General features: G+C 61.3%; 13 protein-coding genes. 5 read left to right on the top strand and 8 right to left on the bottom strand.

The window, feature by feature from the left end:
- Positions 1–407 precede the first annotated feature (407 nt).
- From J4E53_RS10350 to J4E53_RS10320, 7 genes are all read right to left on the bottom strand, one after another.
- Positions 408–974, bottom strand: a complete 567-nt coding sequence (locus J4E53_RS10350; protein ID WP_060740290.1) for a GNAT family N-acetyltransferase — start codon at positions 972–974, stop codon at positions 408–410.
- A 321-nt stretch (positions 975–1295) separates the two neighbouring features.
- Positions 1296–2066 (bottom strand): electron transfer flavoprotein subunit beta, encoded by a 771-nt coding sequence (locus J4E53_RS10345; protein WP_060740289.1) that lies wholly within the window; start codon positions 2064–2066, stop codon positions 1296–1298.
- A 13-nt stretch (positions 2067–2079) separates the two neighbouring features.
- Complete coding sequence (locus J4E53_RS10340; protein WP_103309269.1) at positions 2080–3300, bottom strand: electron transfer flavoprotein subunit alpha/FixB family protein; 1221 nt, start codon at positions 3298–3300, stop codon at positions 2080–2082.
- Positions 3300–5249, bottom strand: coding sequence for a dimethylglycine demethylation protein DgcB (gene dgcB, locus J4E53_RS10335; RefSeq protein WP_103309268.1), 1950 nt, complete (start codon positions 5247–5249; stop codon positions 3300–3302). The genes J4E53_RS10340 and dgcB overlap by 1 nt, the downstream gene beginning before the upstream one ends.
- Before the next feature lie 170 nt (positions 5250–5419).
- Positions 5420–7480: a dimethylglycine demethylation protein DgcA gene (gene dgcA / locus J4E53_RS10330; RefSeq protein ID WP_060740286.1), complete on the bottom strand. Its 2061-nt coding sequence runs from the start codon at positions 7478–7480 to the stop codon at positions 5420–5422.
- A 15-nt stretch (positions 7481–7495) separates the two neighbouring features.
- Positions 7496–8026, bottom strand: coding sequence for a DUF5943 domain-containing protein (locus J4E53_RS10325; protein ID WP_025215877.1), 531 nt, complete (start codon positions 8024–8026; stop codon positions 7496–7498).
- A 79-nt stretch (positions 8027–8105) separates the two neighbouring features.
- Positions 8106–9083, bottom strand: coding sequence for a dipeptidase (locus J4E53_RS10320; RefSeq protein ID WP_030139307.1), 978 nt, complete (start codon positions 9081–9083; stop codon positions 8106–8108).
- A 235-nt stretch (positions 9084–9318) separates the two neighbouring features.
- Here J4E53_RS10320 and J4E53_RS10315 point away from each other — a divergent pair, with 235 nt between their 5' ends.
- The 5 genes from J4E53_RS10315 to J4E53_RS10295 all read left to right on the top strand — a co-directional run bounded on the left by J4E53_RS10315 (position 9319) and on the right by J4E53_RS10295 (position 11806).
- Positions 9319–9720: a lysozyme inhibitor LprI family protein gene (locus J4E53_RS10315; RefSeq protein ID WP_103309267.1), complete on the top strand. Its 402-nt coding sequence runs from the start codon at positions 9319–9321 to the stop codon at positions 9718–9720.
- A gap of 102 nt (positions 9721–9822) precedes the next feature.
- A complete protein-coding gene (locus J4E53_RS10310; protein WP_060740284.1) occupies positions 9823–10077 on the top strand; it encodes a type II toxin-antitoxin system RelE/ParE family toxin in 255 nt (84 codons plus the stop codon).
- Positions 10061–10384 (top strand): helix-turn-helix domain-containing protein, encoded by a 324-nt coding sequence (locus J4E53_RS10305; RefSeq protein WP_103309265.1) that lies wholly within the window; start codon positions 10061–10063, stop codon positions 10382–10384. The genes J4E53_RS10310 and J4E53_RS10305 overlap by 17 nt, the downstream gene beginning before the upstream one ends.
- Before the next feature lie 141 nt (positions 10385–10525).
- Complete coding sequence (locus J4E53_RS10300; RefSeq protein ID WP_060740282.1) at positions 10526–11302, top strand: hypothetical protein; 777 nt, start codon at positions 10526–10528, stop codon at positions 11300–11302.
- A gap of 87 nt (positions 11303–11389) precedes the next feature.
- Positions 11390–11806 carry a DUF3010 family protein gene (locus J4E53_RS10295; protein WP_060740281.1) on the top strand — a complete coding sequence of 139 codons (417 nt, stop codon included), beginning with the start codon at positions 11390–11392 and terminating at the stop codon, positions 11804–11806.
- A gap of 205 nt (positions 11807–12011) precedes the next feature.
- Here J4E53_RS10295 and J4E53_RS10290 read toward each other — a convergent pair whose 3' ends face one another.
- A complete protein-coding gene (locus J4E53_RS10290; protein WP_103309263.1) occupies positions 12012–13187 on the bottom strand; it encodes an AAA family ATPase in 1176 nt (391 codons plus the stop codon).
- Between the last annotated feature and the right edge of the window lie 34 nt (positions 13188–13221).

The following is a 13221-nucleotide window of genomic DNA, read 5'->3' as shown; positions in this document are numbered from 1 at the left end:
TTTACCGATAAAAAACACCAATCGATCATTTTATGATCAATCCACTGAACACCCCGTCTCGTATGGCTTGCAGCGTTGAGCGAACATCTTATCCACAGAAGCGCCAACAGAGATTGGGGGCAAGTTTCAGCTGGAAGGGGTCGTTATTCACCACAAAAAGCCAATAAAAACCGTGGGTTAGCCTGGCTACTTTTTGATCGCAGGCCGGCAGGGCCCGATCTGCATGGGGTGCAGCGAGGGGCGAACAGGTTATCCACAGAGGCGCGCACAGGGATTGTGGGTAAACACATGCCCCTGTGGGAGCGAGCTTGCTCGCGATGGCGGTGTGTCAGTCAACATCGATGCCACTGATCTACCGCTATCGCGAGCAAGCTCGCTCCCACAGGGTTTCAGGGCCGCTGTGCCGGCTAAGGCCGATGCATGAGGTAGGCGGCGCCCGTTACTTGAATCAACGGATGCGGGACGACCTGACAGGTTTTGACGATGCCAAAGCCATGGCGCTCGTAAAAACGCCGTGCGCCGGTATTCGCGGCGTAGTCGATCAGGCTCAGGCCCTTGAGTGCCAGTTGATCGGCACGCTGTTGCGCCAGTTCGAGGAAGCGAACGCCGAGCCCCTTGTTACGCCAGCCTTCATGCAGGGCCAAGCTTGAGATATAGAGGGTGTCGGGCACTTCCATGTCGGCATAGGGCGCCAGGACCGGGTCTGTGACTGGTGCCGCCTGTGGATCATGACGCGTGACATAAGCGTGCATCATGCCGATGACCTGTCCGTTGGCCTGGGCGACAAGGCAGTTCTGGTAGGAAAAATCGACACCTTCCCGGGCATAACGCGCGGCGCCCACGTCAAGCAGATCCTGACCAGGCTCCGCCAGTTGGCTCCAGATGTAATCCGACGCACCCTCTGAGGAAATCCGGAACAGACGGGCGATCTCCCGTGCATCCGTGGGCAAGGCCGGGCGAATTGCTACTTCCATTGATAGGACTCCATTGGCGATGAAACGACCTTTTTCACCCACAGGCTTGGGACGCGGCAACCCGCCAGGCCAGCGGTTTTATGGCCGGATGTTGCAGCAGGTCAGGTGGGTGTTTTTTGAGCGCAGGCCTGGATGGCCTGGTTTACGGCGGCGGGCCGAGCAGGTTATCCACAGAGACGCACGATAATGGTGGGCAAACACTGCCCTCCTGTGGGAGCGAGCTTGCTCGCGATAGCGGCGTGTCAGCGAAGAAGATGCAACCTGACATACCGCCATCGCGAGCAAGCTCGCTCCCACAAAGGGATTCAGGTATTCCAGGGGTTAGCGAACGACCCCTTCCTCAATCAACAACTTGAGAATGGCCTCGGCCCCGGCCTCCGGGCTAACGCCCTTGAGCACTTGCCCGCCTCCGCCGCTGGCCTTGGCCGTGGCGGCTTTCATGCGGTCGGCGCCGCTCTTGGCCTTGATCACTTTCAAGCGCTTGGGGCGTGGCTTGGCCGGTTGCAGGGTCGCCACCGCCAGCAAGGTGTCGTCGATCACTTCGACTTCCTCGGCATGCAATGCCCCACGCCGGGCCGGACCGTAGGCGCTTTGCCGAGGTTTTGGCGCGGCGTTATCCACAGTGGCCAGGAATGGCAGGCGCACTTTGAGACGACGCCGTTGGCCGCGGGGCAAGGCTTGCAGCACCAGGGCCACGCCACTGTCGATGGACTCGACCTGGGCCAGCCCCACCACCAACGGCCAACCGAGGTTTTCCGCCAGCAGAAAGGGAAGCATGCCCGAGCCTTCACCGGTTTCCGCCTGGCTGCCGGTGAGCACTACTTGGGCGCCAGCGTCACGCAGGTAGTCGGTCAGGGCCGGCAGGGCGTCGGCCCCCTCGGGATTTTCCAGGACGTGGAGTTCATCCAGACCCATGCCCAAGTAGGCGCGCAGGGCTGGTTCGGCCACGTCACCGGCGTGCAGCACTTGCAGGTCGTTGCCGGCCAGTTGCAGGCCCAGTTCCACGGCCCGGGCGTCCTGTTCGGCGCGCCGGGGCCGACCGGAAGTGGGGTGGGCGCCAATGGACACGAGGCTGATCACTTGGGTACTCATCAACTTATCCTTCTTAAGCCGCATCGCGCTTGGCTTCGTTGCGGTAAGCCTCTACCGCCGCGATCAAGGCCTGGAGAATCGCCGCGCTGTCACCGATCACCGACAGGTCTGCCCGTTTGATCATGTCGCAGCCTGGGTCGAGGTTGATTGCCACCACCTTGTCGCAGGCGCCAATGCCCTGCAGGTGCTGGATCGCCCCGGAAATCCCCACCGCCACGTAGACCCGTGCCGTGACCCAGGTACCGGACGCACCGACCTGGCGATCCCGGGCCATGAAGCCGTCGTCCACTGCCACCCGCGAAGCGCCTTCGGTGGCACCCAGGGCCGCAGCGGTCTGGTGGAACAGCGCCCAGTCCTTGACCCCGTTGCCGCCGGAGAAAATGAATTCGGCCTCGGCCATCGGGATCGCGCCCGGGTCCACCGCCACCGCACCGAGATCTTCGATTCGCGACAAGCTGCGGGCCACGCTTGTGGATAACTCCACCGGCAAGGCTTCGTGGCGGGTTTCGCTGACCGGTTCGGCGCATTCGGCCGCTGCCAGGATCAAGCGCGCCAACGGCCGGGCCAAGTCTTGCAGGCCCGCACCGGCGCGGCCAATGCACTCTTCGCCCTTGACCTGCCAGACCCGCGTGGCCGGGCGCTCACCCAGGGCTGCGGCAAAACGCCGACCCAGTTCACCGCCACCGGTGCGGCTGTCGGGCAGCAGCCAATGGCGTGGGTTGAATTGGTTATCCACAGCCCGCAGACCCTGCACCCGTTGTTCCGGTGCATAACCGCTGAAGGCCTCACCTTCCAGTACCAGCAAGCGGTCGACACCGGCCGTGGCGAAGGCGTTTTCCTTGTGCTCGCCGAACACCACTACCAGCACCGCGCCGTCCGTACCCGCCAGCTGATGGGCCAGGCCCAGCAGATCGCGGTCGTGGCTGCTGAGGCGACCACCGACCATGTCCGGCACCACACTGATGTAGAACGCCGGTTGCGGTACTTGATGCAGCGGCAATTGCACTTCAACGGCGGCAGTGCGCTTGCTCGCGCCACCCTGCTGGGCACCGCTGCGGTCGATGCGCTTGATGCCGTTGGGGCCGATGAAACCGATGCCATGGACGTTCTTGCGAATGACGCCATTGGGGCCCATCCAGCTGTGCTGGACCGGTTGCATGGCCGCGTGCAGCGGGTGCAGGCGGTTGCGGGCGATCCACTCGGCGCGAGGATCGCGGCGGATGATGTCGCTCATTAATGCACCTCCGCAGGTTCACGTTTGGCTGGGGCCACGGGCTTGCTCGGGGCTGCGTCTTCAAGCAGTGCGTCAGCCACCAGTTCGGCAATGTCCTTGATCATTGGCCGCGGTTCGACCACGCCTTCGAGCATCGCGGTGCACTGTGGGCAACCCACTGCCACCAGCTCAGCGCCGGTTTCGCGAATGTCGTCCATGCGCATGTCCGGAATCCGCTGCTTGCCTGGAATGTCAGTGATCGGCGCACCGCCACCGCCGCCGCAGCAACGCGAACGGAAACCAGAACGCTGCATCTCCTTGACCTCGATACCCAGCGCACGCAGCACCTGGCGCGGCGCCTCGTATTCGCCGTTGTAGCGGCCCAGGTAGCACGGGTCGTGATAGGTCACGCTGTCGCCCTTGTGCTGGCCGAGGTTCAGCGCACCGGCGTCGATAATCTCCGCCAGGTAGGTGCTGTGGTGCTGCACCAAATAGTTGCCATCGAAGGCGCCGTATTCGTTTTTCAGCACATGGAAGCTGTGGGGGTCGCAGGTGACGATGCGGTTGAAGCTGTATTTGGCCAGGGTCTGGATGTTGCGTTTGGCCAACAGCTGGAACGTCGCTTCATCACCCAGGCGCCGGGCCACGTCGCCACTGTCGCGTTCTTCGAGGCCGAGCACGGCAAAATCGATTTTCGCCGCCTTCAGCACTTTGACGAAGGCGCGCAAGGTGCGCTGGTTGCGCATGTCGAAGGCACCGTCGCCGACCCAGAACAGCACGTCGGTGGATTTCTTCTCGCTGAGCAGGTTCAAGTTCAGGTCCGCCGCCCAGTTCATCCGCCCGCCCGGGGCAAAGCCGCCAGGGTTGTCGGTGGCGATGAGGTTTTCCAGCACCTCGGCGCCCTTGTTCGGCGTGGCGCCTTTTTCCAGGGTCAGGTGGCGGCGCATGTCGACGATGGCATCGACGTGCTCGATCATCATCGGGCATTCCTCGACGCAGGCGCGGCAGGTGGTGCAGGACCACAGGGTCTCGGCGTCTACCAGGCCGTTGACGATCGGCTGATGGGGATTACCCGCATGTTCGCCCACAGGTTTACCCGGGTATGGGCTGCCAGCGAATTTCGCATCGGTGCCGCCGGCCAGGCCGACGACCATGTCCTGGATGAGTTTTTTCGGGTTCAACGGCTGGCCGGCCGCGAACGCCGGGCAGGCAGCCTCACACTTGCCGCACTGCACGCAGGCGTCAAAGCCCAGCAGTTGGTTCCAGGTGAAATCCTTGGGTTTCTCCACGCCCAGTGGCGCGGCGGGATCGTTCAGGTCCAGCGGCTTGAGACCGGTGGAACGGCCGCCGCCAAAGCGCTCGGCGCGGCGGTGCCAGGCCAGGTGCAGGGCACCGGCGAAGGCGTGCTTCATCGGCCCGCCCCAGGTCATGCCGAAGAACAGTTCCGAGACGCCCCACAGCACACCGACACCCAGGACCGCCGCCACCAGCCAACCGCCGAAGTTCTCCGGCAGGATGCCCGCCACCGGCAGGGTCACCAGGAAGAACGACGCCGAAAACGCCAACAGGCTTTTCGGCAGGCGCATCCACGGGCCCTTGGACAAACGGGCCGGCGGATTGCGCCGACGCAGGTAGACGAAGATCGCACCGACGAACATCACGGCCGACATCAACAGCAAGGCATAGCCGAGGAAACGGTTATGCAGGCCAAACCCGTGGACCAGGATCGCCAGCACCACCGACGCCACCGCACCACCGGCCGTGGCCACGTGGGTGTTGGCAATGTATTTGTCCCGCGCCACTACGTGGTGCAAATCCACCATGTAGCGCTTGGGCATGGCAAAGAGACCGCCGATCAGGTCGACCTTGGCCGGTCGTCCCCGGCGCCACATGTTCACCCGCCGCAAGGCGCCGAGGACCGCGAGGCCCAGGGCTGCGAACAGCAGGATTGGAAGAAGGGTGTTCAGCATGGTGAAGCTCCCAAAGACCTCAGGTCTTGCAGGCACAGAAACCTGGATGTCTTGCTCGATCCCTGTGGGAGCGAGCTTGCTCGCGAAGACGGACTCAGATCCAACATAAATGTCGCCTGATCCACCGCTATCGCGAGCAAGCTCGCTCCCACAGGGTTATCCACAAGCCGTTAGAAATCCTTGCACAACCGCAGGGCGTCGTAGATGGCCGCGTGGGTATTACGCTGGGCCACGCAGTCACCGATGCGGAACAGCAGGTAGCCATCGCCGCTCTGCTCCAGGCACGGCTGGGGCTTGATCGCGAACAAGGCTTCGACATCGATCTGGCCCTTGTTGCGCGAGCCTTCCTTGAGCGCGTAGTAGATTTCTTCGTCCGGCCGCACGCCGTTTTCCACCACCACCTGGTCCACCACGCGTTCTTCCTTGGCGCCGGTGTATTCGTTCTCCAGCACCGCCACCAGCTTGTCGCCTTCGCGGTAGACCTTCTCCAGCATCATGTCCCCGGTCATGATCACTTCCTTGGGGTACATGCTGCGGTAGTACGTGGGGAACGAAGTCCCGCCAATGGCCACGCCCGGCTTGATGTCGTCGGTGACGATCTCGACCTGGCTGCCTTTGTCGGCGAGGAAGTCGGCCACCGACATGCCGGTGAACTCGCAAATGGTGTCGTAGACCAGCACGTTCTTGCCCGGCGCGACCTTGCCGTCGAGCACATCCCAGCTGCTGACCACCAGCCCTTCGGCGGCGCCCCAGTGTTCGTTCTGCTCCAGGAACGGATGGCCGCCGACGGCCAGCACCACCACGTCCGGACGCAGGTCCATGATCGTCGCCGCGTCAGCCGCCACGCCCAGGCGCAGGTCGACTTTCAGCCGCGCCAGTTCCAGTTGGAACCAGCGAGTGATACCGGCGATCTGGTCCCGTTGCGGGGCTTTCGAGGCGGTAGTGATCTGCCCGCCGATGAATTCCTTCTTCTCGAACAAGGTCACGTCGTGCCCACGTTCGGCGGCCACACGCGCCGCTTCCATCCCGGCCGGGCCGGCACCGACGACGACCACTTTGCGCTTGGGCCCGGTGGACTTCTCGATGATGTGCGGCACGCCCATGTATTCACGGGACGTCGCGGCGTTCTGGATGCACAGCACGTCCAGGCCTTGGTACTGACGGTCGATGCAGTAGTTGGCGCCCACGCACTGCTTGATCTGGTCGATCTGGCCCATCTTGATCTTGGCGATCAGGTGCGGGTCGGCGATGTGGGCACGGGTCATGCCGACCATGTCGACGTAACCGCCTTCCAGGATCCGCGTGGCCTGGTTCGGGTCCTTGATGTTCTGCGCGTGCAGCACCGGGACCTTGACCACTTCCTTGATACCGGCGGCCAAGTGCAGGAACGGCTCCGGTGGATAACTCATGTTCGGGATGACGTTGGCCAGGGTGTTGTGGGTGTCGCAACCCGAGCCCACCACGCCGATGAAATCCAGCATGCCGGTGTCGTCGTAGTACTTGGCGATCTGCTTCATGTCCTCGTGGGACAAGCCGTCCGGGTGGAACTCGTCGCCGCACAGGCGCATGCCCACGCAGAAATCGTCGCCCACTTCGGCGCGCACGGCCTTCAGCACTTCCAGGCCGAACTTCATGCGGCCTTCGAAGCTGCCGCCCCATTCGTCGGTACGCTTGTTGACCCGCGGGCTCCAGAACTGGTCGATCATGTGCTGGTGCACGGCGGAAAGCTCGACGCCGTCCAGGCCACCGGCCTTGGCACGCCGTGCCGCCTGGGCGTAGTTGCCGATCACCCGCCAGATTTCTTCCGGCTCGATGGTCTTGCAGGTGGCACGGTGCACCGGCTCACGCACGCCGGACGGCGACATTAGGGTCGGCCAGTTGAAACCGTCCCAGCGCGAGCGACGGCCCATGTGGGTAATCTGGATCATGATCTTGGCGCCATGCTTGTGCATGGCGTCGGCCAGGTTCTGGAAGTGCGGGATGATGCGGTCGGTGGACAGGTTCACCGAGCTCCACCATTCCTGCGGGCTGTCGATGGCAACCACCGACGAGCCACCACAGATCGCCAGGCCGATGCCGCCCTTGGCCTTTTCTTCGTAATACTTCACGTACCGGTCGGTGGTCATGCCGCCGTCGGTGGCGTAGACCTCGGCGTGCGCGGTGCTGAGCACGCGGTTGCGGATGGTCAGCTTGCCGATCTGGATCGGCTGGAACATTGCTTCAAAAGCCATGGCGCGATCCTCGACTTACAACGGCTTGACGATGAACAGGCCGTCGTCGTGGCCTTCTTCGGAACCGCCATAGACCTGCTCGGCCACGGTGCGGATCGAACTGCCACGAGCGGCGAGGATCTGGTCCATGGCGCCGGCGAACCAGCCGGTGAACATGTAGTCGACCTTGCGCCCGACCTTGCCGTACACATAGACGAACGCCGAGTGCTCGAGCTTGACGCTGGCGGTGCCTTTATCCAGGTCGATGTCCTGGATCTTGAACAGGCCCCAGCCACGCTGGGACAGGCGTTTCATGTAGTGCTCGAACACTGCGACGCCTTCCAGGCCGTGGCATTCGGCTTCTTTTTCACACCAGTGCCAGGCGGATTTGTAGCCGGCCTTGTAGAGAATCTCGGCGTAGGCGTCGGCGCCCAGCACTTCTTCGATGCCCATGTGGTTGTTGACGAAGAAGTGACGCGGTACGTACAGCATCGGCAGGGCGTCGGACGTCCAGATACCGGTTTCGCTGTCGACTTCGATAGGCAGTTGCGGGGCGATCTTGGCCATGAAAACTTGACTCCGGAAATTCGTGGTATTGCCTGCGGCGCAGAGGGCCGCAGGTAGAGGATTAGCGATGCGGCGGCGATTATTCGCCCCAGACGTCTTTCAGCACGTTGACCCAGTTCTCGCCCATGATCTTGCGCACCACCCGCTCAGGATGGCCGCGCTTGAGCAGCGTCTCGGTCAGGTTCGGGAACTCGCCCACGGTGCGGATGCCCAGGGGGTTGATGATCTTGCCGAAGCTGGTCAGACGACGGGCGTAGCCCTTGTCGTGGGTCAGCATTTCGAAGAAATCCTGGCCGTGGCCCTGGGTGAAGTCGGTACCGATGCCGATGGCGTCCTCACCGACGATGTTCATGGTGTATTCGATGGCTTCGGCGTAGTCGTCGATGGTCGAATCGATGCCCTTGGCCAGGAACGGCGCGAACATGGTCACGCCGACGAAACCGCCGTGGTCGGCGATGAACTTCAGCTCTTCATCGGATTTGTTGCGCGGGTGCTCTTTCAGGCCGGACGGCAGGCAGTGGGAATAGCACACCGGCTTCTTCGATTCGAGGATGACTTCTTCGGATGTCTTGGAACCGACGTGGGACAGGTCGCACATGATGCCGACACGGTTCATCTCGGCGACGATCTCGCGACCGAAGCCCGACAGGCCGCCGTCGCGTTCGTAGCAACCGGTGCCGACCAGGTTCTGGGTGTTGTAGCACATCTGCACCACACCGACGCCCAACTGCTTGAAGATCTCGACGTAGCCGAGCTGGTCTTCGAAGGCGTGGGCGTTCTGGAAGCCGAAGATGATGCCGGTCTTGCCCTGTTCCTTGGCGCGACGGATGTCGGCGGTGGTTTTCACCGGAATCACCAGGTCGCTGTTCTCGCGGATCAGCTTCTGGCTGGCGACGATGTTGTTGATGGTGGCCTGGAAACCTTCCCACACCGACACGGTGCAGTTGGCTGCGGTCAGGCCGCCCTTGCGCATGTCTTCGAACAGGTCGCGGTTCCACTTGGCAATGATCAGCCCGTCGATAACGATGCTGTCGGCGTGCAATTCGGCTGGGCTCATCAGGCAGTCCCCTTTTGTCAGCGATTCATGCGCCGAATCGTGTGCCGGCGCTTTGGGGCCAGCATATGCCTGAGGGCCGTCGCGACCCGGTGCAAAAACGACAGGGGAATTGCCGAAAGCGTCAATCCACGACAATGGGCTACGACAGGCCCACCCTGCCCGTCTGTTCTTTACCCGACGGTTGCGCCAGAATCCGCCGCATCACTGGTTTTCACTGGACTTGAGCGGCAACGCGATGAAATCAATCTTCCTGGCTTTGGCACTGATCAGCACCCTGGCACACGCAACCGAAGACACCGAGCCCAATCCCTGCGACGAAGTTGAAAACGACGTCCAGACCCTGGCCTGCTCGGCCTACGGCAAGACGGCCGCCGAACAACTGCTCAACGAAAACCTGCAGAGCCTCAACGAGCGCCTGCAAACCCGCTACGCCAGCGACAAGGCCCAGCTCAACGACATCACCGCCAAGGTCAAGGCCGCCCAACAACTGTGGCAAAAACAGCGCGACGCCGACTGCGCCATCGCCGCCTTCCCAGCCAAACCCGGTAGCGAAGCCTACAAGATCGCCGAAAACGACTGCATGGCCCAGGTGAGCGATGATCGGTCGGAGTTTTTGGAGTCGATTGGGCAGGAGTAAAGGGTTATCCACGGAGCAATATCCAGACATCGTTCACGCGTTGGCCCCGGAAAGAATATAAGTCAGGATTCGCAAATCTTATAAAAGACTTATATTCTTTCCATGAACACTATCCACTGGACCAGAAAAGCCGTTAAGCAGCTTCTGAAATTGCACTCAGCCCATCAGGCCCAAGTTCGGGATGCCGTTACGGCGCTCGCCCAGATGCCTGACGTGGTCAACGTCAAAGCGCTTGTCGGTCATGACTATGCGTACCGCCTGCGGGTAGGCAACTACCGAGTCATGTTCGATTGGGACGGGGCGATCAAGGTCGTCAGCATTCAAGAGGTCAAGAAACGCGATGAACGCACCTACTGATATTCAGATCATCAACGATGCAGACGGAAACCCGGCATTTGTGGTCATTCCGTACGCACAATACGTTGCGCAAAAACTGGAACCCGATCTGATCCCTCACGAAGTGGTCAGCCGTATCGTCGACGGCGCTACGCCTATCCGCGCCTGGCGCGAACACTTGAACCTGACTCAGGATGAAGTCGCCAGGCGACTGGGTATTTCTCAACCGGCGTTTGCCCAGCAGGAATCGGTCGCAAAGCCTCGCCGGGCTACTCGAGAGAAAATTGCCGCTGCCTTTGGTATCCATGCTGACCAGTTGGAACTGTAGGCCTACGGGGATATCCCAACAGACATTAGGCTTCAGATACTGTTAACTCTGACAGTATCCGAAGCGAAAGGAGGGGCTTAGGATCAGCTCATGACAGGCGCTCACGTTAGTCGGTGTTATTGCCTATCAAGGGATTTTCATATGCTCTCTCTTACCGCCTTGCCTTTATATGGGTTAGCTATTTTTATCGCCATCGTGGCGGGCATCGAGGCCGGTCGCCGGATCGGCAACCGTCACCTGGCCCAAGACCCGGAGGGCGCCCGCCAAGGCATTGGGGCAATAGAAGGCGCAGTGTTCGGCCTGCTGGCACTGCTGATTGCCTTTACCTTCTCTGGCGCAGCCACGCGCCTGGATCAACGGCGCGCGCTGATCGTTGCCGAAACCAATGCCATGGGCACCGCCTGGCTACGCCTGGACCTGCTACCGGCCAGCGAGCAACCGGCCGTGCGCCAGGCGTTCAAGGATTACGTCGACGCCCGCATCGAGTATTACCGCGATCTGCGCGAAGACGAACTCGACGAAGCCGCCCATGATCGTGCCAGTGACTTGCAACAGACCATCTGGAAACGCACGATCGCCGCCCTGCAGCAAATGCCCACCCCAACCCTGGGGGTCAGTGTGCTGCAGGCACAAAATGAAATGATCGATATCACCACCACCCGCGCCGTGGCCCATGAAACCCACCCACCGCTGGTCATCTACCTGATGCTGGTGACCATGGCCCTGATCAGCGCCCTGCTGATCGGCTATGGCATGGCCGGTACAAAGCGGCGCAACTGGCTGCACAGCCTGGGTTACGCGGCGGTCATGGTCTGCGTGCTGTATGTGATCCTGGACTTCGAATACCCCCGCTTCGGCGTCATCCGGGTCGATTACTTCGACAAGATCATGCTCGATCTGCGCCAAAGCATGAACTGAGTGGGCCGCAAATGAAAAAATCACCGCGGCGTTCCAGACCAAGATGGATAAACTGCAACTCCACACCTCCAGGCATCAAGGGTTCCAATGATCATTTGCGGCATCGAAATCAAAGGCAGCGAAGCGATCATCGCCGTTGCCTCGCTGGAGCAGCAGGCGTTGACTCACATCGCGCTGAACACCAAGAAAATCGCCCTGGACGACGATGACGAAGCCGCCAACGTCAAGGCGTTTGCCGCCCAGGTACGGGCGTTCGTGGTCGAGAATGGCATCGAACGCATCGCCATCAAGAAGCGCAGCAAGAAAGGCGAGTTCGCCGGCGGACCGACCACGTTCAAGATTGAAGGGGTTTTCCAGTTGCTGGAAGGCTGCGAGGTGACACTGCTGTCACCGCAGACCCTCAACGCGCAGCACAAGAAACATGACTTCGCCTTGCCGGCGACGCTGAACAAGTATCAGCACGAGGCGTACAAGGCGGCGTGCTCGGCATTGATGAAGAAATAGACCTTTTCCAGCCGAACACAATACCTGTGGCGAGGGAGCTTGCTCCCGCTCGGCTCTGTAGGAGCTGGCGAAGCCTGCGATCTTTTGATCTTTCGCTTGGGATTCAAGTGTCTGGGGAAAGATCGCAGCCTCGTTGCACTCGACAGCTCCTACAGGGCGCACCCAGCGGGAGCAAGCTCCCTCGCCACAGAATGTATTCCCAGGTTCAATGTTGCTTGCGATACCCCTTCAACCAATCCGCAAACGCTTTGTCCTCCAAGGCGTAACCACCGCGATTGGACTTCCACACCAGTTCCTTGTCACGCAGCGCGTCGATGCAGGATTGGATGGTCTGGGTGCCAGGCACGACTTCGCTGCCCATGCTCCTGAGCACCTTGCCCACGGCGTCCAGCGTTGAATCGGTGAAGGGCGCAAAGGGTTCGTTGTTTTGCGAGCGCTCGGCCATGACCTGCAGCACTGCCCGTTGCGGCACCGTCAAGGCGTTCCAGGCACTTTCAAACTCGGTCCAGACGCCAGCACGGAGCATTTGCGCGCTGTTGCGCAGCAATTCGCCCAAGTGGCTCGCCTCACCCAGTTCCAAGGCAATTTCGCCAATGACGCTGCGCAGCATTTCAGGGCGGCGCCCTACCAACTCGAAGGCCTGGTCCAAGTCATCGGCATTGAACTGATTGGTTTGGGCCAGATGCGCGTTCAAATGGGCAGCGTAGGCTTTGGTGAACGCCTTACCCAGCAATGGGAACGAGGTGATGCTGGATCCGTAGAACGGTTGGTTACGGCTGAGTACCAAGTGCGCGAGTTTGTCGCGATTGGAGCCGGTGAACACCAGGCGCAGGCCGCTGGTATCGCCCTCGCGCCCTTGGTTGAGTTGGTCGCGGGCAGCCTTGAGGGCGAACATGGCGTTGACCCCGGCCTCGGTGGTCAACGCATGCTGGGCTTCGTCGATCACCAGCACCACGGTTTTACCGGCCGCACTGTGCAACAACTCCAGCGCCTGGGTCAGCGTCGCCCCTTCGGGCAGTTGCGGCAGGCTGAAATCCCAGGACAACGTGCGCAAGAAGCTGAGTTTGTCGATGCCCATGGATTTGGCCAGCTTGCGGATCCCCTTTTCATAAGGCACCAGTGCCCCCGCGATTGCCGAAGCGATCAGGTCGGCAGGGTCTTTCTCCTTGTTGGCCCACAGGTCGACGTAGACCGCGAGCCAGCCGCGGGTTTCGCACTCGGGAATCAAGTCTTCACGCAGGAACGTACTTTTTCCGGTACGTCTCGGCGCGGCCAGGAACAGGCCTGAGGTGTAATCCTGGATCCCGGCGCCGACCAGCCCATCGACAATATTGCGGGCCAGATCAGGGCGTCGGAATACAAAACCAGGGTGCTTGGACATGGTTTTATACTCAATTATGGCGACAGGTATAATT

It is taken from the genome of Pseudomonas sp. FW305-28 (assembly GCF_017351395.1).
GTDB lineage: Bacteria > Pseudomonadota > Gammaproteobacteria > Pseudomonadales > Pseudomonadaceae > Aquipseudomonas > Aquipseudomonas fluorescens_AA.
This window is presented reverse-complemented; position numbering and strand designations above follow the sequence as displayed.